Origin of the sequence: Microbacterium azadirachtae, from assembly GCF_000956545.1 — a bacterium.
Lineage (GTDB): Bacteria > Actinomycetota > Actinomycetes > Actinomycetales > Microbacteriaceae > Microbacterium > Microbacterium azadirachtae.
Window position 1 is genome coordinate 191,460 of record NZ_JYIT01000086.1, and the last position, 25,490, is coordinate 216,949.

Sequence of the window (25,490 nt, forward strand, 5' to 3'; positions counted from 1 at the left end):
ATGCAGTCGTGATCGCGGGGTCAGGATCCCGGCGCTCCCCCGCCATGCCGCGTCTCTCAGGGGATTCGCGGCGGGTTCCGAGGTCGCACCGAGGCTGGGGCGGGCTGAACCGCCGGGCCCGGTGCGACAATCGGCCCCGCGGATCGGCCATAATGGACGGGTGACGACCTCAGCGACGTATGCCCCGGCGGCGAGAACGATCAAGCGCCCCAACCCGGTGGCTGTGGGAACCATTGTCTGGCTCGGCAGTGAGGTGATGTTCTTCGCGGGACTCTTCGCGATCTACTTCACCCTGCGCAGCACCTCTCCGGAGCTCTGGGCCTCGCGCACCGAGCACCTGAACGTGCCGTTCGCCGCGATCAACACCCTGGTCCTGGTGGCGTCATCGTTCACCTGCCAGATGGGCGTGTTCGCCGCCGAGCGCATGCAGCCGTACACGGCCGTGAACGACAAGGGCCGCAAGCGCTGGGGCATGGTCCCGTGGTTCTGGCTGACCTTCATCATGGGCGCGTTCTTCGTGTCCGGCCAGGTGTGGGAGTACTCGCAGCTCGTCGCGGAGGGCATGCCGATCTCGGCCGACTCCTACGCCTCTGCGTTCTACATCACCACCGGCTTCCACGCTCTGCACGTCACCGGCGGCCTGGTCGCGTTCCTGCTGACCCTGGGCCGCGCCTTCGCCGTCAAGAACTTCACGCACAAGGAGGCGACGACCGCGATCGTGGTGTCCTACTACTGGCACTTCGTCGACGTCGTCTGGATCGTGCTGTTCTTCGTCATCTATTTCCTCAAGTAAGAAGCGGAGCGGATTCCCGACATGGCACGTGAGAAGAAGCGCCGTACCGGCCGTCGCAGCCCCCTGGCCGCGGCGGCGCTGATCGGCGCAGGCCTGATGATCACCGGCGGCGTCTACGCCGGTGCGAGCGCGGCGTTCGCCGCCACCGAGCCGGCGTCCGTCACCGCCGCGGTGTCGACCGAGGACGGCCAGAAGCTGTTCCAGGCGAACTGCGCGACCTGCCACGGCATGAACCTGCAGGGCACGTCGACCGGTCCCAGCCTCTACGGCGTGGGCGAGCTGGCCGTCGAGTTCCAGATGTCGACGGGACGCATGCCGCTGCAGATGCAGGGACCGCAGGCGCCGCAGAAGCACCCGCAGTTCACCGAGGAGCAGATCAAGAACGTCGCGGCCTGGGTGCAGTCGGTCGCGCCCGGCCCCACCTACCCCGATGAGAAGATCACCGACGGCAAGGGCGATGTGGCGCACGGCGCCGAGCTCTTCCGGATCAACTGCGCGATGTGCCACAACGTCGCCGGCGCCGGCGGCGCGCTGACCGAGGGCAAGTACGCCCCCGGTCTCATGAAGACCAGCGCCCTGCACATGTACGCGGCGATGGTCACCGGCCCGCAGAACATGCCGGTCTTCGGCGACATGAACCTGACGCCCGAGGACAAGCGCGACATCATCTCGGCGCTGCTCTTCCAGCAGAAGGCGACTCAGGTGGGCGGCATGGATCTCGGATCCCTCGGCCCCGTCTCGGAGGGTCTGTTCATCTGGATCTTCGGCATCGGCGCACTCGTCGCCATCACCGTGTGGATCACGGCGAAGTCCAACTGACGCCGGCTTATCGAAGAACGTACGAGGAGAACCATGGCACACGACGACCCGCACGCTCTTGACCGGACCTATCAGGCTCCGGCTGGGCTGAGCGTCGACGTCAGCGACCCCGCGCTGAACCCCGGGCTGCCCCCGCACCGCGCTCGCGTCACCGACCAGGACCCGAAGGCGATGAAGGCCGCCGTCCGCACGGTCTACACGCTCTTCTACCTGTCGCTCGCGGGCAGCATCTGGGCGGTCGCCGCCTACATGCTGTTCCCGATCGAGAGCGGCTCGCTCATCGATGTGCGCTACAACAACCTGTTCATCGGTCTCGGCATCGCCCTCGCGCTGCTCGCCCTCGGCATCGGCGCGATCCACTGGTCGAAGGCGATCATGGCCGACCACGAGCACGTCGAGTACCGCCACCCCACGCGCGGTCGCGATTCGACGCGTGCGGCCGCGATCCAGGCGTTCGCCGACGCGAACGAGGAGTCCGGCTTCGGACGTCGCGTGATGATCCGCAACTCGCTCATCGCGGCCGTCGTGGCGTCGGTCGTTCCCGGCCTCGCCCTGTTCCGCGGTCTCGCCCCCCAGGACACTCCGGAGAACCCGATCGCGGGCCAGCCGGTGAAGCTCCTGCAGCACACGATGTGGGAGAAGGGCATGCGCCTCGCGCACGACCCCGACGGCACCCCCATCCGCGCGGCGGACATCACGATCGGCTCGGCCGTGCACGTGATCCCCGAGCCCCTCGGCAAGGTGGCCCACGAGGACGGCTACCTCGAGGAGAAGGCCAAGGCCATCGTGCTGCTCATGCGTCTGCTCCCCGAGCAGCTCATCGAGTCCGAGGAGCGCAAGAGCTGGTCGTACAACGGCATCGTCGCGTACTCCAAGGTCTGCACCCACGTCGGCTGCCCCGTCGCGCTCTACGAGCAGCAGACCCACCACCTGCTCTGCCCGTGCCACCAGTCGCAGTTCGACGTCACGGAGCACGCCAAGGTCATCTTCGGCCCGGCGGCGCGTCCGTTGCCGCAGCTGCCGATCACGGTCGACGACGAGGGCTACCTCGTCGCGCAGAGCGATTTCCACGAACCCGTCGGTCCGAGCTTCTGGGAGCGTCATTGAGCACCGCAACTGTTACCGAGCCGAAGTCCTCGGAGAAGCCCTCGGAGGCGCCTCTGGGCGGCCGATTCGTCGGCGGCCTCTCGAACTACATCGATGAGCGGACGAGCCTCTCGGGCTTCGTCAAGGAGCTCGGCCGCAAGATCTTCCCGGATCACTGGTCGTTCATGCTCGGCGAGATCGCGCTCTGGAGCTTCGTCGTCGTGCTGCTCTCCGGCACGTTCCTGACGTTCTTCTTCCAGGCCTCGATGGTGCCGACGCACTACTCCGGCGCCTACCCCCCGATGCGGGGTGTCGAGATGTCGGCCGCGCTGGACTCGACCCTGCGCATCTCGTTCGACATCCGCGGCGGCCTGCTGGTCCGTCAGATCCACCACTGGGCGGCCCTGACGTTCGTAGCCGGCATCGGTGTGCACATGCTTCGCGTCTTCTTCACGGGTGCGTTCCGCAAGCCGCGTGAGCTCAACTGGGTGATCGGCTTCGTGCTCTTCGTCCTCGCCATGGCCGAGGGCTTCACCGGCTACTCGCTCCCCGACGACCTTCTCTCGGGCAACGGTCTGCGCATCATCGACGGCATGATCAAGGGCCTCCCGCTGATCGGCACGTGGACCTCGTTCATGCTCTTCGGCGGCGAGTTCCCGGGCGACCAGATCGTCGGGCGCCTGTACACGCTGCACATCCTGATCCTCCCGCTGCTGGTCATCGGCCTGGTCGTGCTGCACCTGATGCTCATGGTCATCAACAAGCACACGCAGTTCGCCGGCCCCGGCCGCACCGAGGAGAACGTCGTCGGCTACCCGATGATGCCGATCTACATGTCGAAGATGGGCGGATTCCTGTTCATCACCTTCGGCGTCATCGTCCTGATCGCCTCGCTCTTCCAGATCAACCCGATCTGGAACTACGGACCGTACGACCCCTCCCCCGTCTCGGCGGGCACCCAACCGGACTGGTACATCGGCTTCGCCGACGGCGCCCTGCGTCTGGCTCCGTCGAACCTCGACGTGGTGTTCCTCGACCACACCTGGTCGTTCGGCATCATCATCCCGGTACTGGTGCTGGGTCTGTTCATCGTGCTCGTCGCCGTCTACCCCTTCATCGAGGCGTGGATCACCGGTGACAAGCGCGAGCACCACATCGCGCAGCGTCCCCGCACCTCGGCGACGCGCACCGCGATCGGCGTCGCCGGCGTGGTCTTCTACGCGACCCTGTGGGCGGCGGCGTCGTCCGACCTGATCGCGACGCACTTCTCGCTCACGATGGAGGGTGTCATCCACACGCTCCAGGCCCTGCTCTTCGTCGGTCCGGTGCTCAGCTACTTCGTCACGAAGCGCATCTGCATCGCTCTGCAGAAGAAGGATCGTGAGATCGTCCTGCACGGCTACGAGTCGGGTCGCATCGTCCGCCTCCCCGGCGGCGAGTACATCGAGGTGCACAAGCCCGTCGACGTGTACGACCGCTGGAAGCTCGTCGACACCGAGGTGTACGAGCCGCTCGTTGTCCGCCCCAACGCCAAGGGCCGCATCCCGTGGACGCAGAACCTGCGCTCCTCGATCTCGCGGTGGTTCTTCGAGGACCGTCTCTCCCCGCTCACGCAGGCGGAGATCGCGGCAGCGGACGCCCACCAGCGTCACACGCTGCACGACGTGAACGAGGGCGCGCACGAGGAGATCGTCGCCTCCCACGTCCGCGCGGGTGTGAGCGAGGACCAGATCGCTCCGGCCGACACCTCGCACGTCAGCGAGACGCCGAACACGCCGAGCTCCGCGCTCGCGCCGGAGTCGCTCCCCAAGAAGGAACAGGGCGAGTAACCCTCCCCCGCACGCTCGAAGGCCCCGTCGTTTGACGGGGCCTTCGTCGTTGCCGTCTCATACGCGATTCCCACCCCTCGCAGCGGATACGCTGACCTCATGACCTCCGCCGACTATTTCGCCGCGAAGCTCGCCCACGAGACCGATGCGAGCGATCTGCACGCAGCCCGCAAAGCCGGCGAACGGATCGCCGTCGTCGACGTGCGCAGCGACGAGGCTTGGGCACAGGGACGCGTCATGGACGCCATCCACATGCACTACAGCGAGATCCCCGCACGCGCTCCTCAGGAGATCCCTCTGGACACCCCCGTGGTCGTGTACTGCTGGAGCCCCGGCTGCAACGCGGCCGACAAGGGGGCGCTGGCCTTCGCACAGCTCGGCTACGAGGTGAAGGTGATGATCGGCGGATTCGAGTACTGGGTGCGCGAGGGCTACCCCGTCGAGGACGCCGACGGCGTCCATCGCCGCCCCGTGGACGCCCTCACCGGCATCGCCCGCATCCGAACCCGCGCCTGACGAGGTCCGCGCCCCGCAGCGGCGCGGTGGCTCTTTCTTTGACCGGACTCCCGCCTGATCGCTCACGGACGTCGGGCATCCGTCCCGCGCGCGATGCGCAAGGGACGGGGGCGCGTTCTCTCGCCGCAGTCGCCCATGCACGAAAGAGGCCCTGGAGCGATGCTCCAGGGCCTCTCGACGACCTTCGCTCAGCGAGCGAAGTGACCGCGGTAGTACTCGTACACCCAGCCGACGATCGCCACGACGAAGATCGCAAGGGCGACGGGGAAGAGGAAGACACCGACAGCGAGGGCGATCATGCCGACAGCGGCGGCGCCGGCCAGCACGATCGGCCACCAGGACCAGGGGCTGAACTCGCCCAGCTCCGGGTCGCCGTCGTCGATGTCGCTCGTGAGGATGTCCTCGGGCAGCGTGCCGCCCTGAGCCTTGTGGGTGCGGTCGAGGTAGAACGCCACCATCGCGCCCATGAACGCGGCGAAGAACAGGGCGACGGTGCCGACCCATTCGATCGCCTTCACAGGCGGCTCACCGGCGTGCGCGATGAGGTTCCAGACCGTGTACGTCACGCCCATGAGGGCGAAGAAGGCGGTGAGGATCCACCACAGGACGATGTTGTCGCGCATGGGTCAGTGGCCCTTTCCGTCGGCGGCCGCGGCAACCGGGTGCTCTGCGGCCTCCGGGTGGTTGAGGTCGAATGCGGGACGCTCGCTGCGGATGCGCGGGATCGACGTGAAGTTGTGCCGCGGCGGCGGGCACGACGTCGCCCACTCGAGCGACGCGCCGTATCCCCACGGGTCGTTCACGGTGACCTTCGGCGCCTTGCGCGCGGTGAGCCAGACGTTCAGGAAGAACGGCAGCATCGAAGCGCCCAGGATGATCGCGCCGATCGTCGAGACCTGGTTCTCCCACGTCCAGTTGTCGTACGCGGAGTAGTCCGCGTAACGACGAGGCATGCCGTCGACGCCCAGCCAGTGCTGGATGAGGAACGTCATGTGGAAGCCGATGAACAGCATCCAGAAGTGCACGTAGCCGAGGCGCTCGTTGAGCATGCGACCCGTCCACTTCGGCCACCAGAAGTAGAAGCCGGCGAACATCGCGAACACGACGGTTCCGAACACCACGTAGTGGAAGTGGGCCACGACGAAGTAGGAGTCCGAGAGGAAGAAGTCCAGCGGCGGGGAGGCCAGGATCACACCGGTCAGACCACCGAAGACGAACGACACCAGGAAGCCGAGCGAGAACACCATCGGCGTCTCGAACGTCACGGATCCTCGCCACAGCGTGCCGATCCAGTTGAAGATCTTCACACCGGTCGGGACGGCGATGAGCATCGTCATCAGAGCGAAGAACGGCAGCAGCACACCGCCGGTGACGTACATGTGGTGCGCCCACACCGCGACCGACAGGGCCGCGATGGCGATCGTCGCGTAGACGAGGGTCTTGTACCCGAAGATCGGCTTGCGGCTGAACACCGGGAAGATCTCGGAGACGATGCCGAAGAACGGCAGCGCGATGATGTAGACCTCGGGGTGGCCGAAGAACCAGAACAGGTGCTGCCAGAGCAGGACGCCGCCGTTGGCCGGGTCGTAGATGTGCGCGCCGAGGACGCGGTCGGCGGCCGCAGCCAGCATCGCCGCGGCGAGCACCGGGAACGCCATCAGGATGAGCAGGCTCGTGATCAGCGTGTTCCACGAGAAGATCGGCATGCGCCACATCGTCATGCCCGGGGCGCGCATCGTGATGATCGTGGTGATGAAGTTCACCGCGCCGAGGATCGTGCCGAAACCGGACATGCCGAGGCCGAGCATCCACAGGTTTCCACCCGCACCCGGCGTGAACGAGGCGCTGGCGAGGGGCTGATACGCGAACCAGCCGAACGACGCCGCGCCCTGCGGAGTGAGGAATCCGGCGACCGCGATGGTCGAGCCGAACAGGAACAGCCAGAACGCGAAGGCGTTCAGACGCGGGAAGGCCACATCGGGAGCACCGATCTGCAGCGGCAGGATCGCGTTCGCGAAGCCCGCGAACAGCGGCGTCGCGAACATGAGCAGCATGATCGTGCCGTGCATCGTGAACAGCTGGTTGTACTGCTCCTTGGTCGGGATGATCTGCATGCCCGGCGAGAACAGCTCGGCGCGGATGATGAGCGCCATCACGCCGCCGAGGAGGAAGAACAGCACCGAGGCGATCAGGTACATGTACCCGATGGTCTTGTGGTCCGTGGAGGTGATCCACTTGACGACGATGTTGCCCTTCTGCTCGACGCGGGTCGAGCTGAGCAGGGCCGCCTGACGCGGCGGGATCGTCGTCGGACGCGCGCCGACCTCAGACGTGTCGGGAAGAGTGCTCGTCATTCTGCTTACTTCGCTTCCGAGTCGGTCGTGGGCTTCCCGGTGCCGGGGAAGTTGGTGAGGCGGTCGTAGGCGTCGGTGATGTCGCCCGTGTTCCCCTCGTCCTTGAGCTTGGTCAGGTAGGCCTGGTACTCGGCGTCGCTGACGACCTTCACGTTGAAGAGCATCATCGAGTGGTACTCGCCGCAGAGCTCGGCGCACTTGCCCTGGTAGGTGCCCTCACGCGTCGGGGTGAAGGACCACGAGTTGTCCTTCCCGATGTACATGTCCTTCTTGTACAGGAAGTCGATGATCCAGAAGGAGTGGATCACGTCGCGCGACTGCAGCGTGATGTGCACCTTCTTGTTCACCGGCAGGTACAGCGTCGGAAGAGCCGCCTGGTCGATGTTGCCGGCCTTGTCCGGCTGCGCCTGGACGCCCATGGTCCAGACCGCGTCGGAGTTGTCCTTCTCCGTGCCGTCGTACTGGAAGTCCCAGGCCCACTGCTTGCCGATCGCGGTGATCGACACATCGGGCTTCTCGTACTGGGTCTCGATGATCGTCTGGTCACGAGCCGTGAACGCGAACATCCCGAAGATGAGGATCAGCGGCACGATCGTGTAGAAGATCTCGATCGGCATGTTGTAGCGCAGCTGCACCGGCAGGCCGGTCTGGCCCTTGCGACGGCGGTACGCGATCGCGGCCCAGCCCATCAGACCCCAGGTGATGAGGCCGACGACGAGGAGAACGATCCACGAGTTGACCCAGAGCGCGGCGACGCGATCGGTCTGGTTGGTGGCGGGTGTGCCATCGGCGACGAAGCCCGGAAGGAATCCGTGGAGCTCTGTGGGAGAGCATCCCGCGAGGGCCACGGCTGCCGCGACTCCCAAGGGGAGTGCGGCCCAACGAAGGCGGCGTTTCGAGGGCACGATGCACCTTTCAGATCACGGACGTGGGCTACCCCAGTCTAGGGCAAGCTCACACCCGATTCACGCCATCCACGCAGGTTCGGCGTGGATGGCGCAGGGGTGGGAGAGGGGAATTCCGCGGGTCAGTGGAAGCTGTCGCCGCAGGCGCAGGAGCCCTGCGCGTTGGGGTTGTCGATGGTGAACCCCTGCTCCGAGATCGTGTCCTTGAAGTCGATCGAGGCACCGTCCAGATACGGCACGCTCATGTTGTCGACGATCACCTCGACGCCGTCGAAATCGACGGTCTCGTCGCCTTCGAGATAGCGCTCGTCGAAGTAGAGCTGGTAGATCAGGCCGGAGCAGCCGCCGGGCTGCACGGCGACGCGCAGGCGGAGGTCGTCGCGGCCTTCCTGCTCCAGCAGGCTCTTCACCTTCGCCGCAGCGGCGTCGGTGAGCTTCACACCGTGCGCGGTGGTGGTCTCGGGGGTGAGGGTGATGTCGCTCATGTCGCTCCTTGGATCGGCCGTGCAGCGGCACGGTTTCCGTCCCTCGAGTCTACCGCCGCGCACGGGGGTGGCATCGAGCGCGGCCGTCACGACCGCGTCTCGATGCCGGGCGTGTCAGAGGGTGATCTCGTTCATCCGCGCCAGCAGCAGCGCCTCGGTCGCGACCGCGTTGCGGAAGGTCTGCAGGTGCAGCGACTCGTTCGGGCTGTGTGCGCGCGCGTGCGGGTCCTCGACGCCGGTCACCAGGATCTCCGCGCCCGGGAACCGCTCGACGAGGTCGGCGATGAACGGGATGGATCCGCCGACGCCGAGATCGACCGGGTCCTTGCCGTAGCCGTCGGCCATCGCCCCGCGCGTCAGCCCCACAGCCCAGCCCGACGTGTCGACGAGGAAGGGGTTGCCGAGATCGAGGTCTGAGAAGGACAGCTGGGCGCCGAAGGGGGCGTGCGCCCGCAGGTGCGCCTCGAGCGCCGCATACGCCTCGTCTGCGCTCTGGCCGGGCGCGATGCGGCAGCTCAGCACCACGGTGGTCTCGGGGGCGAGCGTGTTGGACGCGGCGGCCACCGAGGTGGCGTCGATGCCGATGACCGTGACCGACGGCTTGTTCCAGATGCGGCTGAGGATCGTCCCGTCACCGATGGGCGAGACGCCGGGGAGCAGCCCGGCCTCATCGCGCAGCGTCTCCTCGCTGTACTCGGGGGTCTCGGCGTCGCGCACCGTGAGCCCCTCGACGGCGACGGATCCGTTCTCGTCCCAGAGCGTGTCGAGCAGGCGGATCGTGGCGAGCATCGCGTCGGGCACCGCTCCCCCGAACATGCCTGAGTGCGAGGCGTGACCGAGAGTGCGCACGGTGAGCGTGAAGCGCACCGCGCCGCGCAGCGAGACCGTGAGGCCGGGCGTGGAAGAGTCCCAGTTGCCCGAGTCGGCCACGACGATCGCGTCGGCGCGGAGGGCGTCCTCGTTGTCGGTGAGGAACTGGGCGAACGACCGGGAGCCGTACTCCTCCTCCCCCTCGATGAACATCGCGATCCCGAGATCGAGGCCGTCGCCGAGCGATTCCGCGACCGCGCGGATCGACGCGATGTGCGCCATGATGCCGGCCTTGTCGTCGGCCGCGCCGCGACCGTACAGCCGGCCGTCGCGCACCGTGGGCTCGAACGGCGGGGTCTCCCACAGCTCGTCCGCCCCCGGGGGCTGGACGTCGTGGTGCGCGTAGAGCAGGATCGTCGGCTTGCCGTTGCGCGCGGCCCGGCGGGCGAGCACGGCCGGCTGACCGACCTCGTCGGTGCCGGGGATCGCCGAGCGCAGCACGCGCACGCTGTCGAACACGCCCGTGCCCTCGGCGAGCTCCGCGACCGCGGCCGCGCTGCGCACCAGCTGCGTCTGGTCGAACGCCGGCCAGGCGATGCCGGGGATGCGCACGAGGTCTCCGAGGTCGCTCAGCGCGGCGGGGATCCCGGTGGAGACGGCGGCGGCGACGGCGGCTTCGACGTCACCGGGTGCGGTGACCGAGGAGGAGGGAGAAGTCATGCAGGTAATCTTAGGGAACACCCGTTTCTCCTCTCTCGACATCCAGGAGCCTTCGTGCCCAGCACTCCCACCCCCGCCCCCGACGACTCCGCCGACGAGGCGACGAGCGGCAAGGGTCGCCGCACGCCCACGCGCGCGGAGCAGGAGGCCGCCCGGCGCCGTCCGCTGGTGCCGGACACGAAGGAGGCCAAGGCGCAGGCGCGCGCCGAGCTGCGCCAGCGCCAGGAGCGTCAGCGCATCGGGATGGCCAACGGCGAGGAGAAGTACCTGCCGGTCCGGGACCGCGGTCCGCAGCGCCGCTGGGTGCGCGACTACGTCGACGCCGGCTGGCACGTCAGCGAATGGATCATGGCGCTCATGGTCGTCGTGATCATCGTGTCGCTGATTCCGAACACGCTCGTGGCGTACTGGGCGTTCGTCGGTCTGTGGGGCTTCATCGCGATCGCGATCATCGACATGGTCTTCCTCGGGATCCGCGTGAACCGCCGGATCGCCGACAAGTTCGGCAAGGACAAGCGCGAGCGCGGCCTGGCCTGGTACGCGGCGATGCGCTCCCTGCAGATGCGCTTCATGCGCCTGCCGAAGCCGCAGGTCAAGCGCGGCCAGTACCCGGACTGATCCGGCCCCCGCTCAGAACGACGAAGATCCCGGTGCGCGTGATGCGCCCGGGATCTTCTCTTCGTCCGCCGGTCAGCGTGCGCGCAGGCCGGCGCGGATCTGCCGGGCCCAGAACGGCCCGCGGTAGAGGAACGCCGTGTAGCCCTGCACGAGCGTGGCGCCGGCCTCCAGACGCTCGCGCACCTCGGCGCCCGTCTCGACACCACCCACGGAGATCACGCAGAACTCCGCCGGCACCGCGGCGCGCACCAGGCGCAGCACGGCGAGGGAACGCTCCTTGAGCGGCGCACCAGAGAGCCCGCCCTCCCCCGCGGCGGCGACCTTCGCGGGATCCGTCACCAGGCCCTCGCGGGAGATCGTCGTGTTCGTCGCGATCAGTCCGTCCAGCCCCTCGGCGACGGCGAGCTCTGCGATCGCGGTGACCTCGTCATCGGGCAGATCCGGTGCGATCTTGACCAGCAGCGGGGTCGCGCCCGCGGCGGCCTTCACCGCGCGCAACAGCGGCGCCAGCGTCTCGACCGCCTGCAGTCCGCGCAGCCCGGGTGTGTTGGGCGAGGACACGTTGATGGCGAGGTAGTCGGCGAGCGGTGCCAGACGCACCGCCGAGGCGACGTAGTCGGCGGTGGCGTCCTCCACCGCCACCACTCGGCTCTTGCCGATGTTCACGCCGATCACGGCGGAGGGACGGCGACGGCGCAGCTTCCAGAGCCGCTTCTCCGCGGCTTCGGCCCCCGCGTTGTTGAAGCCCATCCGGTTGACGACCGCGCGATCCGCGATGAGGCGGAACAGGCGCGGCTTCGGGTTGCCCGGCTGCGGGATCGCGGTGATGGTGCCCACCTCGACGTGCCCGAACCCGAGGGCCGAGAGCCCGCGCACGCCGACCGCGTTCTTGTCGAAGCCGGCGGCGATGCCGAACGGTGTGGGGAACGTCAGCCCCAGCGTCCGGACCTCGTCGTCCGGCAATGGGCGCGTCAGCGACCGCGCGATCCAGGAGAACGGAGGCACGCCGAGGATGCGCACCACAGCCATGCCGGCGTGGTGTGCGAACTCCGGGTCGAAGCGCGCGAGGACGAGGCGGAAGAGCAGCGCATACATCCCTGCCAGGCTACCGGTCCGCGGCCGTGGATCCCGACCGCCGCCGAGGCGCCCGCTCCCGCCTCAGAGCGCGGTCTGCTCCGCGGCGGCGTGGTGATCGGCGCGGAGCTCGGCGATCGACGCCTCGAAGTCCTCCAGCGAGTCGAACGCCTGGTACACGCTCGCGAACCGCAGGTAGGCGACCTCGTCGAGGTCGCGCAGCGGCCCCAGGATGGCCAGCCCGATCTCGTTCGTGTCGAGCTGGGACACCCCCGTCTGCCGCACCGCCTCCTCGACACGCTGCGCGAGGATCGCCAGATCGGCCTCCGTCACGGGCCGCCCCTGGCACGCCTTGCGCACGCCGGAGATCACCTTCTCGCGGCTGAACGGCTCCATCACGCCGCTGCGCTTGATCACGTTCAGGCTCGCGGTCTCGGTGGTCGTGAACCGCCCCCCGCACTCCGGGCACTGGCGGCGCCTCCGGATCGACAGACCGTCGTCGCTCGTGCGGGAGTCGATGACGCGGGAGTCCGGGTGACGGCAGAACGGGCAGTGCATTCGTGAAAGCCTACGCCTCGGTGACCGGCACCGGCGCGAACCGTGCCTCGACCGCTTCGCCGTGCGCCGGCAGCAGCTCTGCGGAGGCCAGCGCCGCCACACCGGCGCGCGCTTCGGTGAGCGCTGCGTGGTCGTACGCCACGACCTGCTGCGGACGGAGGAACGTGTACGCCCCGAGCCCGGACGCGTAGCGCGCCTGGCCGCCGGTCGGCAGCACGTGGTTGCTGCCCGCCATGTAGTCGCCGAGGCTGACCGGGGTCTGGTCGCCCACGAAGACGGCGCCCGCGCTCGTGAAGGAGGCCGCCGCCTGCGCCGCGTCGACGAGGTGCAGCTCGAGGTGCTCGGGCGCGTAGGCGTTGCTGAACGCGACCGCCGCGGCACGGTCATCCACCAGCACGATCGCGGACTGCGGACCGCTCAGGGCCGCCCGCACGCGCTCGGCGTGCCGGGTGCGGCCGGCCTGCTGCTCGACCTCGTGAGCGACGCGCTCGGCGAGCGCCGGGGCATCCGTGACGAAAACGGCGGAGGCCTGCTCGTCGTGCTCCGCCTGGCTGATCAGATCGGCCGCGATGAGGCGTGGATCGGCCTGGTCGTCGGCGACGATGAGGATCTCGGTGGCGCCGGCCTCGGAGTCGGTGCCGACGACGCCGGCGACGGCGCGCTTCGCGGAGGCGACGAAGTTGTTCCCGGGGCCGGAGATCACGTCGACCGGGTCGAGCCCGACCGCGCTGACCCCGTGGGCGAAGGCGCCGATCGCCCCGGCACCGCCGATGGCATAGACCTCGTCGATTCCCAGCAGAGCGGCCGCGGCGAGGATCGTCGGGTGGATCCGCCCGCCCTCGCTCTGCTGCGGCGGAGAGGCGAGCGCGATGCTGCCGACCCCGGCGACCTGCGCCGGGACCACGTTCATCACGACGCTCGACGCGAGGGGGGCTTTGCCGCCAGGGATGTAGACGCCGACCCGGCCGACCGGCTGCCAGCGCTGGACGATGCGGGCGCCGGGACCGATCTGCGTCTCCCGATCCTCCGGCACCTGAGCGGCGGATCCGCGGCGGACCCGCTCGATCGCGGCCTCCAGCGCGGCACGCACCTCCGGCGCCACGGCGGCGAGAGCCTCCTGGAGGTGCTCTCGCGGAACGCGGATGGCGTGCCCCGTGACCCGGTCGAACCGCTCCGCCTGCTCGCGCAGGGACTCCTCGCCGCGGACGCGCACGTCCTCCACGATCTCTGTCGCGGTCGCCAGCGCTTCGGCGCGGGCGGCCGTGGCGCGCGGCACCGCCGCGAGCATCTCGGCGGTGGAGAGGGAGCGTCCCCTCAGGTCGATCGTCTGCATGCGTCCTCAGCCTCGGGTCATGTTGTCGGTGTCGTGCAGGTAGCCGACGCGGCCGTCGTCGTGCCGCACGACGAAGGCTCCGCCGCGGTCCTCGAGTACAAGGATCCACGCATCGGGCCCGATCGTGAAAATCTCCTCGCCTCGCGCGTCATGGACCGCGCGGGTGTCGGGCGCCAGCGCCCAGAAGGGCTGGGACTGTCCGGACGGCGCCGCGGCGCCGTCCTCCGCGACCACGTCGACCGCGTGCGTGGCCACGTCGTCGGCCGGAGCGGGCTCGAGAAGGTCGCCGAGCACCTCGGTCATGGTGTCCGACAGGTCGCGCGGCGCAGGCTCCGCCTCCGCCAGGGCGTCGTCCGCCGGCGAGGGCTCCGCGAAGTCGACGATCGGCGCCGATTCCGAGGCCGTCGCACCGCGGCGCGCGTCGGCACGCGTGGCGGGCTCGTCCTCCGAGGAGGACGGCACCGCCGGCCCGGCCCCGCTGTCGACGATCGTCGGCGCACCGGCGTACGGGATGGCCTCGGTCAGCGCCTCGGCGGCGGGCGGCGCTTCGGCGGCGCGCGGCGCCTCGGCCGCATCGGCGAGCGCGACGCCTTCGGTGCTTTCCGCCGAGGCGAGGAACGACTCGCGGTGATGCTCCGGCACGTAGCCGGCCGCACCCGCGATCGCGGCGCCCGTCGTGCCTGCGGACAGATGCGCGTTCGCTCCGACCTCGTTCTCGTGCAGGAGACCCGGATCCACGTCGTCCTCGTTCTGCGGATCAGAGACGCTCCCCCGCGCGCGCACCGGGCGCGGGCGGGTGAACACCGGGCGTACGGGGTTCGCGCTGCGGTGCGCCAGGGTGTCGGTACGTCCTTCGAAGTCCTCGCGGATCCCGGGGATGAGCGTCGCGAACACCGTGACCACGACCAGCCCGAGCAGGAAGAGGAGCTCCAGCCACAGCGGCCACGTGGTGAGCGCGCTGCGTCGCTGGGCCGCGACGAGGTCGAGCTGCTGCCACAGCAGCACACCCCCGTTGACGAGGGCGACCGAGAAGGCGACCGACGCGAACTGGTCGATGCCGAGGGAGCCGACGCGGCGGATCCCTTCGGGCGACAGGCGGCGCAGCACGATCAGGAACACGGCGGCCGTGGGCACGCCGATGGCGAGCAGCCAGGCGCCGTTCATCGTCCACACGGTGGCCGAGCCGTCCAGCACGCTCCCCGCGGCCGGGACGAAGGACAGCACGAACGCGAGGAGCCACAGCCCGACGATGATCAGCTCGCGCAGGGTGAATCCGAAGTAGCCCTGCTGAGGCGCTGCGGCGGGCAGAGCGTCCCCCGGGAGCGCGTCGCCGGTGAGGGACTCGGGAGCCGGCGTCGAGGTGTCGTCGTCCTGCGTCGTCTCAGCGAAGGGGGCGTCGCTGGTCATCAGTGCTTCCTTTCGTCGTGCGGCCGTCTGGGGGTCGGCCGTCGAACGCGACCAGATACTACCGGGCAGGTTTGGACGCCTCCTGAGCGGAGTCGCACGACGGGATGTCCGGCTGCGTGGCTGCGTGAGTCGCGGCTCAGCCCAGGCACTGCGGGCCGAGCAGCGACTTCAGATCGCCGAAGAGGTCCGCGGTGACGGTGACGGGAAGCGGCACTTCGAACACCTTCGCGCGCCCGCCGCGATGCATCTTGAGCATGACCTCGGTGTCGCCGGCATGGCGCCGGAGCACCTCGGCGAGGTCTTCGATCACGCGCTCCGTGGCGCGCTGCTCCGGGACGATCAGCGACAGCGGACCGGCGGCGTCGAACGCGCCGACATCCGGCGTGAACGCGGACTGGGCGTGCAGGTTCATCCCGTCGTCACGGCGCGAGACGCGGCCTCGCACGGCGAGGATCGCGTCCTGCTGCAGCATGCTCTGGAACTCGAGGTACGTCTTGCCCATGAACATGATCGTGATCTCGCCATGGAAGTCCTCCACCGTGATCATGCCGTACGGGTTGCCGCTGGCCTTCGCGACGCGGTGCTGCACGCTGGTCACGAGTCCCGCCACCGTCACCTGGTCGCCGTCCTGCAGATCCTCCGACTCGAGCAGCGCGTTGATCGCGATGGACGCGTGCTTGGCGAGCGGCACCTCGAGCCCCGCCAGCGGATGGTCGGACACGTACAGGCCCAGCATGTCGCGCTCGAACGCGAGCTTGTCCTTCTTGGTCCACTCCGGCCGGTTCGGCACCTTGGGCGGAGCGACCTCCTCGACCTCGTCGTACAGGCTGTCGAAGTCGAAGCCGATGGCGCCCTGGGCCTCGTTGCGCTTCTGGTCGACCGAGGCCTCGACAGCGTCCTCATGGATCTCGACGAGCGCACGGCGGGTGTCGCCCATGGAGTCGAAGGCGCCGGCCTTGATCAGCGACTCCACCGTGCGCTTGTTCGCGACGTGCAGCGGGACCTTCTTGAGGAAGTCGTGGAACGAGGTGAAGTTCTCCTCCTGGCGCGCCTTCACGATGCCGTCGACGACGTTGGATCCGACGTTGCGGACGGCTCCGAGCCCGAAGCGGATGTCCTCGCCGACGGCCGCGAAGAAGTTGATCGACTCGCGCACATCCGGCGGCAGCACCTTGATTCCCATGCGGCGGCATTCGTTGAGGTACAGCGCCATCTTGTCCTTGGAGTCGCCGACGCTGGTCAGCAGCGCCGCCATGTACTCGGCGGGGTAATGCGCCTTCAGGTACGCGGTCCAGTAGGAGATCACGCCGTAGGCAGCCGAGTGGGCTTTGTTGAAGGCGTAGTCGGAGAACGGCAGCAGGATCTCCCACAGGGCGTTCACCGCGCCGTCGGAGTAGCCGTTGGCGTGCATGCCCGCCTGGAAGCCCTCGAACTGCTTGTCCAGCTCGGACTTCTTCTTCTTGCCCATCGCGCGGCGGAGGATGTCTGCCTGACCGAGCGAGAACCCGGCCACGCGCTGGGCGATCGCCATCACCTGCTCCTGGTAGATGATGAGGCCGTAGCTCTCCTCCAGGATGTCCTTCAGCGATTCCGCGAACTCCGGGTGGATCGGCGTGATCTCCTGGAGCCCGTTCTTGCGGAGCGCGTAGTTGGTGTGCGAGTTGGCGCCCATCGGGCCCGGCCGGTACAGCGCGATGAGGGCCGAGATGTCACCGAAGTTGTCCGGCTTCATGAGCCGCATGAGCGCGCGCATCGGCCCGCCGTCGAGCTGGAACACGCCGAGCGAGTCACCGCGGGTGAGCAGGTCGTAGGAGGGGCGGTCGTCGAGCGCGAGATCCTCGAGGACGAGCTCCTCCCCGCGGTTCATCCGGATGTTCGCGAGGGCGTCCGAGATGATCGTGAGGTTGCGCAGCCCCAGGAAGTCCATCTTGATCAGGCCCAGGGACTCGCACGACGGGTAGTCGAACTGGGTGACGATCTGCCCGTCCTGCTCGCGCTTCATGATCGGGATGATGTCGATCAGAGGGTGCGACGACATGATGACGCCGGCCGCGTGCACGCCCCACTGGCGCTTCAGGTTCTCCAGGCCCAGGGCCGTGTCGAACACCGTCTTCGCCTCGGGATCCGTCTCGATCACGACGCGGAACTCGCTGGCCTCCTTGTACCGGGGGTGCTCGGGATTGAACATCCCGTCCAGCGGCATGTCCTTGCCCATGACCGCCGGCGGCATCGCCTTGGTCAGCTTCTCCCCCATGCTGAAGGGGAAGCCGAGCACGCGGCCGGCGTCCTTCAGGGCCTGCTTCGCCTTGATCGTGCCGTAGGTGACGATCTGCGCGACGCGCTCGTCGCCGTACTTCTCGGTGACGTACTGGATCACCTCGCCACGACGGCGGTCGTCGAAGTCGACGTCGAAGTCGGGCATCGAGACGCGGTCGGGGTTGAGGAAGCGCTCGAAGATGAGGCCGTGCTCGAGCGGGTCGAGGTCGGTGATCCGCATCGCGTAGGCGGCCATGGATCCGGCACCGGAACCACGGCCCGGTCCGACGCGCACGCCGTTGTCCTTGGCCCAGTTGATGAAGTCGGCGACCACCAGGAAGTAGCCGGGGAAGCCCATCGAGCTGATGACCTCGACCTCGTAGTTGGCCTGCTTGCGCACCGCGTCCGGGATGCCCCCCGGATAGCGGATGTGCAGGCCCTTCTCGACCTCCTTGATGAACCAGCTCTCCTCGGTCTCCCCGTCGGGGACCGGGAAGCGCGGCATGAAGTTCGCGCTCGTGTTGAACGACACGTCGCACCGCTCGGCGATGAGCAGCGTGTTGTCGCACGCCTCCGGGTTGTCGCGGAAGATCTGGCGCATCTCGGCAGCCGACTTCACGTAGTAGCCGTCGCCGTCGAACTTGAACCGGTTCGGGTCGGCCAGGGTCGATCCCGACTGCACGCACAGCAGCGCCTCGTGGCTCTTCGCGTCGTGCTGGTGCGTGTAGTGCAGGTCGTTGGTGCCGACCAGCGGGATCCCCAGATCCTTCGCGATGCGGAGCAGGTCGCCGGTGACGCGCCGCTCGATCTCGAGGCCGTGGTCCATGATCTCGGCGAAGTAGTTCTCCTTGCCGAAGATGTCCTGGAACTCGGCGGCCGCCGCCCGTGCCGCGTCGTACTGGCCCAGGCGCAGCCGCGTCTGGATCTCGCCGGACGGGCAGCCCGTCGTGGCGATGAGGCCCTTCGAGTACTTCTGCAGGATCTCCCGGTCCATGCGGGGCTTGAAGTAGTAGCCCTCGAGGCTCGAGATCGACGAGAGCCGGAACAGGTTGTGCATGCCCTCCGTCGTCTCGGAGAGCAGCGTCATGTGGGTGTACGCACCGGACCCGGAGACGTCGTCGCTGCGCTGCTCCGGCGTTCCCCACTGCACCCGGGACTTGTCGCTGCGGTGCGTGCCGGGCGTCACATACGCCTCGATCCCGATGATCGGCTTGACGCCCGCGGCCTGCGCCGCCTTGTAGAACTCGAAGGCAGCGAACGTGTTGCCGTGGTCGGTCACGGCGACGGCAGGCATGCCCTGCGCGACCGCCTCCTGCACGAGCGGCTGGATGCGCGCGGCCCCGTCCAGCATCGAGTACTCGCTGTGCACGTGCAGGTGGACGAAGGAGTCTGATGCCATGCTTCGAGTCTACGTTCGACCTCTGACGCGAGCCGCGCGGGCTCCGTCGTCGTCGGTTCGACGACGGAGCCTGCGATCCTCGGCTACGGCGCCGAGTCGACGATCTCCTGGCTCAGGATGAAACGCACATCCGGCACTTCCGCGGGGACCAGGCCACCGTCCGTCCGAGGGGACGTGACCGTGTATTCGGCGGCCCACCCGGTTCTGGCATCGATCGTGATCGTCTCCCGGCGGACTCCGGTGGCGGTGAAGTCCACCGCATACGTCGTCGAGGTTCCCTGGATCGAGGTGACCGTGCTCCGCCCTGTGAGCTCCAGCGCCTGGAGGAGACCATCGCGCAGCGTCGCCGGCGCGAGGTTCGATCTCAGCACCCGGATGATCCAGCTCACCGTGCGTTCATCCTGGTCGGGGCCCGCATCCGCGTGCTCCTGGCGGATCCGCTCCAGCAGAGCGCCAGGATCCGTCGGGTAGTCGGTGAAGTCGATCGGAGCCGACTGCCCCTCGAACACCCCTCCCGGCGCGCGGGAGAGCATGTCGTCTCTCGCCGGGATCAGTGTGTCCCACGCCGCCGAGTCCGCCGCCGACTGCGGATCCGGAAAGGAGCCGACCCGCTGCGCGCTGCGGCCGGTCGACTGGACCCAGTCGGATGCGCGATCCGCGGGGACATAGAGCGCACTGCTGTCCTGGACGACGACCGCGGAGGACGGAAGGGGGATCGTGGGGTCTCGAAAGGACCACTGATACGCCGTGCCTTCGGGGCCGTGATAGAGGAGCACCTGAGCCGTGGTGGAGAGCTTGAGGTACTGCCCCGCGTGCGGGGTGGTACCCGGGAAGGGCTCCGCTCCGACAGCGCCCGCTCCGCTGCTCTGAGAGGAGGTGGGGCCGGCGGTCGGTGCCGGGGTCGTCGCGGCGCTCGCGGTCGGAGCAGGCACCGCGTCGACCCGCGGCCCGGACGCCGTGCCGTGGGTGACGACCAGAACCGCCGTCGTGATCGCGGCGACTCCGACGAGGCCTCCGGCGATAAGAAGCATCGGGCGCCGAGACACGTGCGTCCGAACTGCGGCATGCTGGTCGTCGATCCCGGCCAGGAGCCGCGAACGCGCCGCGGAGATCTGTGCCGACGTCAGCTCCGCCCCTGTGTTCACCTCACGCACGCGCTCGAAAACGTCCATCGACTTCCCCTTTCCTGCTGGTGTTCCGCACCGAAGCGATCGCACCGGCGGGGTGCAGCTTCGTGCGAATGCGATTCATCCTCGACCGCACCGTTCCCACGGGCACGCCGAGCGCCTCCGCTACTTCCTCGTAGGTCAGGTCGCCCCAGGCATAGAGAAGCAGCGTCTCGCGCTCCTTGCCGGACAGCGCAGCGATGCGAGGCGCGAGCTCTCTCGTCGAGAGCTCGGCATCGAGCCGGGAGATCGTCGAGTCGAGGTCGCCGTGGGAGATGAGTTCCTCTCGGCGGGCGAACTCCGCCCTCGAGCGCAGGTGCTTCGCCTCCGTCGCACGGTGTTTCCTGACCAGCCGGGAGGCGATTCCGTACAACCACGGAAGGGCCGAATCCCACGCGGTGTCGAAGGAGGTGCGCCGCGCGAACGCCACCAGGAACGTCTCGCTCAGGATGTCCTGCCCGGCGTCCGCACCGAGCCGCCGGGCGGCGTAGCCGCCCAGCATCCCGGCGTGCCGGTCGAACAATTCGGCGAAGGCTCGGGGGTTCCCGAGCGAACGCTGAATGATCTCGCTGTCTGTGCTCACACTATGTATTGCCTGAACGGTTGATGACGGTTCGAAAATCGTGCACGGGCTTTCTCCGGACGCTGTTCGTATTCTCCGGGACTCGCAGGATGCCGCGCGATGGACGAGGCTAGCCTGGATCCATGACCACTCCCGACTTCGTCGTCGCACTCCGCGAGCACGTCGGCCACTCCCCGCTGAATCTCGTCGGAGTGACGGCGATCGTGTTCCGCGACGAGAAGGTGCTGCTCGGCAAGCGCGCCGACAACGGCGCCTGGCAGCCGATCTCCGGCATCGTCGAACCGGGCGAGGAGCCCGCCGACACCGCCGTGCGGGAGTGCCTCGAGGAGGCAGGCGTGACCGTGAAGGTCGAGCGCCTCGCACTCGTGCAGCAGCTCCCCCGGGTCACTTACGCGAACGGCGACGAAGTCGACTACCTGGATCTGGTGTTCCGCTGCTCCTGGATCGCGGGCGAGCCGCATCCCGCCGACGGAGAGCTGACCGAGGTCGGCTTCTACGACCTCGCCGCGATGGGCGACATCGACGACGCGCACGTGCGCAAGATCGCCCTGGCGGTGGCGGAGGACGACCCCGCGCACTTCCGGGGAGGAAGGCCGCCCCGGTTGGACGCGCCCGCCGCACGCGACTAACGGAGATCCAGCCGCATCAGCACACGGGGGAACTTGTTGATCACCGATTCGGTGTCGGCTGCCTTGGTGAATCCGGCGGACTCGAACAGTGCGCGGGTGCCCACGTACGCCATCGTGAGGTCGACCTTCGCGCCCTGGTTGTCGACGGGATACGCCTCGACGGCGGGAGCGCCGTACGCGCGTGCGAAGGAGACCGCGCCTTCGATGAGGGTGTGGGTGATGCCCTGCTTGCGATACCCCGGCCGGACACGCAGGCACCACAATGACCACACGTCGAGCTCATCGACGTGCGGGATCAGCCGATTGGCCGCAAAAGCGGTGTCCCGCCGCGGATGCACCGCGGCCCAGCCGACCGGCTCGTCGTCCAGATAGGCGATCACGCCGGGAGGCGGATCCTCGGCACAGAGCCCGCGCACACGCTCCGCCCGGGCCTCGCCGCGCAGAGACAGGCTCTCCTTGCTCGGGATCCGGTAGCTCAGGCAGAAGCAGGACTGCGATGTCGGGTTCTTCGGCCCCACCAGCGTCGCGACGTCCTGGAAGACGTTCGCCGGCCGCACCTCGATGCTCATGGGCTCAGTCTGCTCCGTGGCATCGACATTCGCATCCGCCGCCTCGGGGCAGACATCACGGCTCGACGATGCGCTGATCGGTGTTGGTGTAACTGATCGAGTCGGCCACCGTGCCGACGAGCCCCATCGTCACCCGGAGTAGTCCCGGTGAGACATCGTCCAGCGGTGGAGGCGTGTCCGTACCGAGAGTGAGCGCACGTCCGTCCTGCGTCGTCGCCGTGATCGATCCGAGGTAGACGCTGACATGCCCTTTGAGAGTCATCGTGTCGGCGTTCGTGACGAGTCCCGCCTTGTCGGGCGGACGCACGGTGAGCGAGAAGCCGCTGATGGTGATGGAATCCGCGGAGATCTTCAGAGCGCGCACGGTGCTGCCGTCGATCGTCGGCACATCCACGATCGCGATGCCGCTCAATCCCGTGAACGACAGCCCCTGGGATCCCATCGACGCGGGCGTCTTGGTGAAGATCGGCGCGCCCTCGTCCTTGGCGGCGACGACCGGTGTCGGCGCGGGCGTCGGGGTCGTCTCCCCCGGCGCGGCGGGCGTCGTCCCGGGTGCGGACGGCGTGCCGGGCACCGCAGGGACTCCGGGAACTCCCGGGAGCCCCGGCACCCCCGAGGTGGGCGTCGGCGCGGGCGTCGGACTCGGCGACGGGCACCAGATCAGCGGGATGCACAGGCCCGCGGGATGCGCCGCAGGCGCCGCGGCAGCGCCGAGCGTCATCGGCGCGACCAGGGCGAGGACCGCGATGGCCAGGACGCCGGCGCGGGGCACGCGGATCACGTCGTGCTCTCCGCGACCTCTGGTGCCGGCACGCGCGGGCCCATCCAGGCCACGACCAGCACGGCGCCCGTTCCGGCGAGCAGCATGCCGACGATGAAGCCGCCGAGGTTGACGCCGATCAGCGAGTAGATCGCGACGACCAGGGCGAGGATCCCGTAGAACACGTGATGCGCCGGCATCGTGATCGCAAGGATCCCGAGGAGCAGCAGGGCGATGGGGATGATCGTGGCCTGCAGTCCTTCGATCCCGAGCTGCACGTGCAGGTGGCCGATGTCGAGCTGGCCCGAGAAGAACATCTCGATGCCGCCGAGAGCGACCAGCAGCCCGCCGACGAACGGGCGCTGCCTGCGCCAATGCCGGAAGCCGCCGGCCGGCGCCCGATCGGCGGGCGTCGCCGCGGCGGCGCCCTCCTCGGACTCCGCACCGCGCACGGGCGGCATCGCGCTCGTCTCGGGCTTCCGACGCTCGCGCCGCGCGGATCCCCGCTCGTCCGTCTCGTCGGTCATCGTGGCGGCGTTCCTCAGAAGCATCCCTGCGAACCGTCCGTCAGCTCCAGCGTCATGCCCGTGAGCGTGAACACCGAGGCCTGAGTGCTCCAGGCCGTCTGCTGCAGGTTCTTGATGGAGACCGTGTCGGCGTCCTGGGCGAAGTCGCCGGCACTGCCCTTGGCGTCGGTATTGACGGTGGAGGCGTCGACGCCGATGCGGATGGCGCCGAACGAGGCATCGCCCTTGAGCCCGGTCATGCCGATCTGCAGATCGCTCGCCGATGCGGGGTTTCCGTTCCCGCCCGCCTTGATGAGCACACCGACCTTGCCGAGAGGCGTGTCGGTGATCACCGACTGGCACAGATCCGCCAGCGTCGCGCTCTTGATGTTCGCGATCGCGACCGTGTGCTCCTTGCCTTCGGTGTCCTTCGCCACTCCGGCGTACTGCGAGAAACCGGTGCCCTCCAGCTGCGATGCGCTGATCTGGAACTGGCTCCCCGACACTGTGAACGACACGGGGACGGCACCCTGGGCGACGCCGCCCATGAGGGCCGCGGCCACGACTCCTGCGGGAACCGCGACGAGCGCGATGCGGCCGGCGTGCGACGAGCCGAGCTTGCGGACCCGGTCGGACTTCGGGAACTTCATCGATCCTCCTCCTGTGCGCCGACAGCCGTGGCGGCGCTCACCACGTCGAGTATATTGCTCATTGACTCAGAGTCAATACGCGGTGCGAGACCCCGCGCCGCGCCGCTAGGCTCAGAGCATGCCTGAGGAGCGACGTGCCCGCCTGACTCCGGACGAGCGTCGCGCCCAGCTGATCGCGACCGGAGTCAACTTCCTCGCGGACCATCCCCTCGATGAGCTCACCATGGACGTGCTCGCGCAGCGCGCCGGGGTCTCCCGACCGCTGCTCTTCCACTACTTCGACACGCGGCAGGGCATGCACCTCGCGGTGGTCACGATGGCGCGCGACAGCCTGCTGCGGGCATCCGAGCCGCGGGACGACCTCGAGCCGCGGGACCGGATCCGCGACACGCTGCTGCGCATCACGGAGTTCGTGCGCCAGCACCAGAGCACCTTCCACTCCCTCGTGCGGGGCATCGCGAGCGGTGATCCGGCGGTCCGCCGCGTCGTGGACGAATCCCGGGATCTCAACGCCCAGCGTCTGATCGATGCCTTCACGGAGCTCGGCACGCCGGACACGCCGGCGCTGCGTGTCGCGATGCGATCCTGGGTCGCGTTCACGGAGGAGACGCTGCTCAGCCTCGTGATCGACCGCGACGAGGATCCGGAGCAGGTCGTGCGGTTCCTCGAGGGGACGCTCGACGGCGTCGTGGCCGCCACAGGGGCGCTGCAGCTCGGCTGACCGCCCGGCCGATCTCGACCTCAGGCCTCCCCGCGGAGCACGTCCAGCGCGTGCTGCAAGTCGGCGGGGTACGGCGACTCGGTCTGCACCCACTCGCCGGTGACCGGATGCGCGAAGCCCAGCCGATGCGCGTGCAGCCACTGCCGCGTGAGTCCCAGGCGCGCCGAAAGGGTCGGGTCGGCGCCGTAGAGGGGGTCGCCGACGCAGGGATGGCGATGAGCGGCCATGTGCACGCGGATCTGGTGGGTGCGGCCGGTCTCCAGATGGATCTCCAGCAGCGACGCGCCGGGGAACGCCTCGAGCGTCTCGTAGTGCGTGACCGACGGCTTGCCATCGGGGATCACCGCGAACTTCCACGAGTGGTTCGGGTGCCGCCCGATCGGGGCGTCGATCGTCCCCGCCAGGGGGTCCGGATGACCCTGCACGACGGCGTGATAGATCTTCTCGACCGTGCGCTCCTTGAACGCGCGCTTGAGCGCGGAGTAGGCGGCCTCGGTCTTGGCGACGACCATGAGTCCGCTCGTTCCGACGTCGAGCCGGTGCACGACGCCCTGCCGCTCCGGGGCGCCGCTCGTCGCGATCCGGAAGCCGGCTGCGGCGAGGGCCCCGACGACGGTCGGCCCTTCCCAGCCGAGCGAAGGATGTGCTGCGACGCCGGTGGGCTTGTCGACCACGACGATGTCGTCATCGTCGTAGACGATTCCGAGCTCGGGCACGGCGATCGGCTCGATGCGGGGCTCCTGCTTGGGAGCCCACTCCACCTCCAGCCATCCGCCCGCGCGCAGCTTGTCGGACTTGCCGAGGGTGACACCGTCGAGCGCCACTCCCCCGGCCTCGGCGACGTCGGCGGCGAAGGTCCGCGAGAAGCCGAGCATCTTGGCCAGCGCGGCGTCGACGCGGACGCCGTCCAGTCCGTCGGGGACGGGAAGCGCTCGGGACTCCAC

General features: G+C 68.7%; 25 protein-coding genes. 8 read left to right on the plus strand and 17 right to left on the minus strand.

Annotation, left to right across the window (positions count from 1 at the left end):
* The first annotated feature begins 160 nt into the window (after positions 1 to 160).
* The 5 genes from ctaE to RL72_RS18445 all read left to right on the plus strand — a co-directional run bounded on the left by ctaE (position 161) and on the right by RL72_RS18445 (position 5,043).
* Positions 161 to 793: an aa3-type cytochrome oxidase subunit III gene (ctaE, locus tag RL72_RS18425; RefSeq protein ID WP_091475785.1), complete on the plus strand. Its 633-nt coding sequence runs from the start codon at positions 161 to 163 to the stop codon at positions 791 to 793.
* Positions 794 to 814: 21 nt separating this feature from the next.
* Positions 815 to 1,612: a cytochrome bc1 complex diheme cytochrome c subunit gene (qcrC, locus tag RL72_RS18430; RefSeq protein WP_045252334.1), complete on the plus strand. Its 798-nt coding sequence runs from the start codon at positions 815 to 817 to the stop codon at positions 1,610 to 1,612.
* A 33-nt stretch (positions 1,613 to 1,645) separates the two neighbouring features.
* Positions 1,646 to 2,719 (plus strand): cytochrome bc1 complex Rieske iron-sulfur subunit, encoded by a 1,074-nt coding sequence (qcrA, locus tag RL72_RS18435; protein WP_045252335.1) that lies wholly within the window; start codon positions 1,646 to 1,648, stop codon positions 2,717 to 2,719.
* On the plus strand, positions 2,716 to 4,527 hold the full coding sequence (gene qcrB, locus RL72_RS18440; RefSeq protein WP_045252336.1) for a cytochrome bc1 complex cytochrome b subunit: 1,812 nt from the start codon (positions 2,716 to 2,718) through the stop codon (positions 4,525 to 4,527). Before qcrA ends, qcrB begins: the two co-directional genes overlap by 4 nt.
* Positions 4,528 to 4,626: 99 nt before the next feature.
* Complete coding sequence (locus RL72_RS18445; RefSeq protein WP_045252337.1) at positions 4,627 to 5,043, plus strand: rhodanese-like domain-containing protein; 417 nt, start codon at positions 4,627 to 4,629, stop codon at positions 5,041 to 5,043.
* Between the two features lie 188 nt (positions 5,044 to 5,231).
* On the opposite strand, the gene RL72_RS18450 is transcribed toward RL72_RS18445, so the two are convergent.
* The 5 genes from RL72_RS18450 to RL72_RS18470 all read right to left on the minus strand — a co-directional run bounded on the left by RL72_RS18450 (position 5,232) and on the right by RL72_RS18470 (position 10,317).
* Positions 5,232 to 5,666 carry a cytochrome c oxidase subunit 4 gene (locus RL72_RS18450; protein ID WP_045252338.1) on the minus strand — a complete coding sequence of 145 codons (435 nt, stop codon included), beginning with the start codon at positions 5,664 to 5,666 and terminating at the stop codon, positions 5,232 to 5,234.
* 3 nt (positions 5,667 to 5,669) lie between these two features.
* Complete coding sequence (gene ctaD, locus RL72_RS18455) at positions 5,670 to 7,397, minus strand: aa3-type cytochrome oxidase subunit I (RefSeq protein WP_045252339.1); 1,728 nt, start codon at positions 7,395 to 7,397, stop codon at positions 5,670 to 5,672.
* Positions 7,398 to 7,402: 5 nt separating this feature from the next.
* Entirely contained in the window at positions 7,403 to 8,302 is a 900-nt protein-coding gene (gene ctaC, locus RL72_RS18460; protein ID WP_045252340.1) for an aa3-type cytochrome oxidase subunit II, read from the minus strand.
* A gap of 122 nt (positions 8,303 to 8,424) precedes the next feature.
* Positions 8,425 to 8,787: an iron-sulfur cluster insertion protein ErpA gene (gene erpA, locus RL72_RS18465; RefSeq protein WP_045252341.1), complete on the minus strand. Its 363-nt coding sequence runs from the start codon at positions 8,785 to 8,787 to the stop codon at positions 8,425 to 8,427.
* A gap of 114 nt (positions 8,788 to 8,901) precedes the next feature.
* Complete coding sequence (locus RL72_RS18470) at positions 8,902 to 10,317, minus strand: dipeptidase (protein ID WP_045252342.1); 1,416 nt, start codon at positions 10,315 to 10,317, stop codon at positions 8,902 to 8,904.
* A 54-nt stretch (positions 10,318 to 10,371) separates the two neighbouring features.
* Here RL72_RS18470 and RL72_RS18475 point away from each other — a divergent pair, with 54 nt between their 5' ends.
* Entirely contained in the window at positions 10,372 to 10,935 is a 564-nt protein-coding gene (locus tag RL72_RS18475; protein ID WP_045252343.1) for a DUF3043 domain-containing protein, read from the plus strand.
* Positions 10,936 to 11,007: 72 nt separating this feature from the next.
* Here RL72_RS18475 and RL72_RS18480 read toward each other — a convergent pair whose 3' ends face one another.
* The 7 genes from RL72_RS18480 to RL72_RS18510 all read right to left on the minus strand — a co-directional run bounded on the left by RL72_RS18480 (position 11,008) and on the right by RL72_RS18510 (position 20,711).
* On the minus strand, positions 11,008 to 12,030 hold the full coding sequence (locus RL72_RS18480; protein ID WP_045252344.1) for a quinone-dependent dihydroorotate dehydrogenase: 1,023 nt from the start codon (positions 12,028 to 12,030) through the stop codon (positions 11,008 to 11,010).
* A 63-nt stretch (positions 12,031 to 12,093) separates the two neighbouring features.
* On the minus strand, positions 12,094 to 12,567 hold the full coding sequence (nrdR, locus tag RL72_RS18485) for a transcriptional regulator NrdR (protein WP_045252345.1): 474 nt from the start codon (positions 12,565 to 12,567) through the stop codon (positions 12,094 to 12,096).
* Positions 12,568 to 12,577: 10 nt separating this feature from the next.
* The gene (hisD, locus tag RL72_RS18490) at positions 12,578 to 13,900 is read right to left on the minus strand and encodes a histidinol dehydrogenase (RefSeq protein WP_045252346.1); all 1,323 of its coding nucleotides are present in this window, start codon (positions 13,898 to 13,900) and stop codon (positions 12,578 to 12,580) included.
* A 6-nt stretch (positions 13,901 to 13,906) separates the two neighbouring features.
* The gene (locus RL72_RS18495) at positions 13,907 to 15,307 is read right to left on the minus strand and encodes a hypothetical protein (protein WP_052674500.1); all 1,401 of its coding nucleotides are present in this window, start codon (positions 15,305 to 15,307) and stop codon (positions 13,907 to 13,909) included.
* 136 nt (positions 15,308 to 15,443) lie between these two features.
* Complete coding sequence (gene dnaE, locus RL72_RS18500; RefSeq protein WP_045252347.1) at positions 15,444 to 18,962, minus strand: DNA polymerase III subunit alpha; 3,519 nt, start codon at positions 18,960 to 18,962, stop codon at positions 15,444 to 15,446.
* An 83-nt stretch (positions 18,963 to 19,045) separates the two neighbouring features.
* A complete protein-coding gene (locus RL72_RS18505) occupies positions 19,046 to 20,134 on the minus strand; it encodes a hypothetical protein (protein WP_045252348.1) in 1,089 nt (362 codons plus the stop codon).
* Complete coding sequence (locus RL72_RS18510) at positions 20,109 to 20,711, minus strand: RNA polymerase sigma factor (protein ID WP_082072503.1); 603 nt, start codon at positions 20,709 to 20,711, stop codon at positions 20,109 to 20,111. Before RL72_RS18510 ends, RL72_RS18505 begins: the two co-directional genes overlap by 26 nt.
* A gap of 122 nt (positions 20,712 to 20,833) precedes the next feature.
* Here RL72_RS18510 and RL72_RS18515 point away from each other — a divergent pair, with 122 nt between their 5' ends.
* The gene (locus RL72_RS18515; protein ID WP_045252349.1) at positions 20,834 to 21,340 is read left to right on the plus strand and encodes an NUDIX hydrolase; all 507 of its coding nucleotides are present in this window, start codon (positions 20,834 to 20,836) and stop codon (positions 21,338 to 21,340) included.
* Here the strand turns inward: RL72_RS18515 and RL72_RS18520 are convergent.
* From RL72_RS18520 to RL72_RS18535, 4 genes are read right to left on the minus strand one after another with little or no spacing between them, the layout of a single operon-like run.
* Positions 21,337 to 21,909, minus strand: a complete 573-nt coding sequence (locus tag RL72_RS18520) for a GNAT family N-acetyltransferase (protein ID WP_045252350.1) — start codon at positions 21,907 to 21,909, stop codon at positions 21,337 to 21,339. The genes RL72_RS18515 and RL72_RS18520 overlap by 4 nt on opposite strands.
* Before the next feature lie 55 nt (positions 21,910 to 21,964).
* Positions 21,965 to 22,690, minus strand: coding sequence for a hypothetical protein (locus RL72_RS18525; RefSeq protein ID WP_248700524.1), 726 nt, complete (start codon positions 22,688 to 22,690; stop codon positions 21,965 to 21,967).
* Positions 22,687 to 23,196, minus strand: a complete 510-nt coding sequence (locus RL72_RS18530) for a DUF6114 domain-containing protein (protein ID WP_248700525.1) — start codon at positions 23,194 to 23,196, stop codon at positions 22,687 to 22,689. Before RL72_RS18530 ends, RL72_RS18525 begins: the two co-directional genes overlap by 4 nt.
* Positions 23,197 to 23,210: 14 nt before the next feature.
* Positions 23,211 to 23,825: a DUF6230 family protein gene (locus tag RL72_RS18535; RefSeq protein ID WP_045252351.1), complete on the minus strand. Its 615-nt coding sequence runs from the start codon at positions 23,823 to 23,825 to the stop codon at positions 23,211 to 23,213.
* Between the two features lie 118 nt (positions 23,826 to 23,943).
* On the opposite strand from RL72_RS18535, the gene RL72_RS18540 reads away from it, so the two are divergent.
* Positions 23,944 to 24,546, plus strand: coding sequence for a TetR/AcrR family transcriptional regulator (locus RL72_RS18540; protein ID WP_045252352.1), 603 nt, complete (start codon positions 23,944 to 23,946; stop codon positions 24,544 to 24,546).
* A gap of 20 nt (positions 24,547 to 24,566) precedes the next feature.
* Here RL72_RS18540 and RL72_RS18545 read toward each other — a convergent pair whose 3' ends face one another.
* Complete coding sequence (locus tag RL72_RS18545; RefSeq protein WP_045252353.1) at positions 24,567 to 25,490, minus strand: RluA family pseudouridine synthase; 924 nt, start codon at positions 25,488 to 25,490, stop codon at positions 24,567 to 24,569.

Bases quoted from the DNA above. Each gene is read 5' to 3' on its own strand.
- qcrC (WP_045252334.1), top strand. From the start codon at position 815: ATGGCACGTGAGAAGAAGCGCCGTACCGGCCGTCGCAGCCCCCTGGCC.
- qcrA (WP_045252335.1), top strand. From the start codon at position 1,646: ATGGCACACGACGACCCGCACGCTCTTGACCGGACCTATCAGGCTCCG.
- RL72_RS18445 (WP_045252337.1), top strand. From the start codon at position 4,627: ATGACCTCCGCCGACTATTTCGCCGCGAAGCTCGCCCACGAGACCGAT.
- RL72_RS18450 (WP_045252338.1), bottom strand. From the start codon at position 5,666: ATGCGCGACAACATCGTCCTGTGGTGGATCCTCACCGCCTTCTTCGCC.
- ctaD (WP_045252339.1), bottom strand. From the start codon at position 7,397: ATGACGAGCACTCTTCCCGACACGTCTGAGGTCGGCGCGCGTCCGACG.
- erpA (WP_045252341.1), bottom strand. From the start codon at position 8,787: ATGAGCGACATCACCCTCACCCCCGAGACCACCACCGCGCACGGTGTG.
- RL72_RS18470 (WP_045252342.1), bottom strand. From the start codon at position 10,317: ATGACTTCTCCCTCCTCCTCGGTCACCGCACCCGGTGACGTCGAAGCC.
- RL72_RS18480 (WP_045252344.1), bottom strand. From the start codon at position 12,030: ATGTATGCGCTGCTCTTCCGCCTCGTCCTCGCGCGCTTCGACCCGGAG.
- nrdR (WP_045252345.1), bottom strand. From the start codon at position 12,567: ATGCACTGCCCGTTCTGCCGTCACCCGGACTCCCGCGTCATCGACTCC.
- hisD (WP_045252346.1), bottom strand. From the start codon at position 13,900: ATGCAGACGATCGACCTGAGGGGACGCTCCCTCTCCACCGCCGAGATG.
- RL72_RS18495 (WP_052674500.1), bottom strand. From the start codon at position 15,307: ATGACCAGCGACGCCCCCTTCGCTGAGACGACGCAGGACGACGACACC.
- dnaE (WP_045252347.1), bottom strand. From the start codon at position 18,962: ATGGCATCAGACTCCTTCGTCCACCTGCACGTGCACAGCGAGTACTCG.
- RL72_RS18505 (WP_045252348.1), bottom strand. From the start codon at position 20,134: ATGGACGTTTTCGAGCGCGTGCGTGAGGTGAACACAGGGGCGGAGCTG.
- RL72_RS18515 (WP_045252349.1), top strand. From the start codon at position 20,834: ATGACCACTCCCGACTTCGTCGTCGCACTCCGCGAGCACGTCGGCCAC.
- RL72_RS18520 (WP_045252350.1), bottom strand. From the start codon at position 21,909: ATGAGCATCGAGGTGCGGCCGGCGAACGTCTTCCAGGACGTCGCGACG.
- RL72_RS18530 (WP_248700525.1), bottom strand. From the start codon at position 23,196: ATGACCGACGAGACGGACGAGCGGGGATCCGCGCGGCGCGAGCGTCGG.
- RL72_RS18535 (WP_045252351.1), bottom strand. From the start codon at position 23,825: ATGAAGTTCCCGAAGTCCGACCGGGTCCGCAAGCTCGGCTCGTCGCAC.
- RL72_RS18540 (WP_045252352.1), top strand. From the start codon at position 23,944: ATGCCTGAGGAGCGACGTGCCCGCCTGACTCCGGACGAGCGTCGCGCC.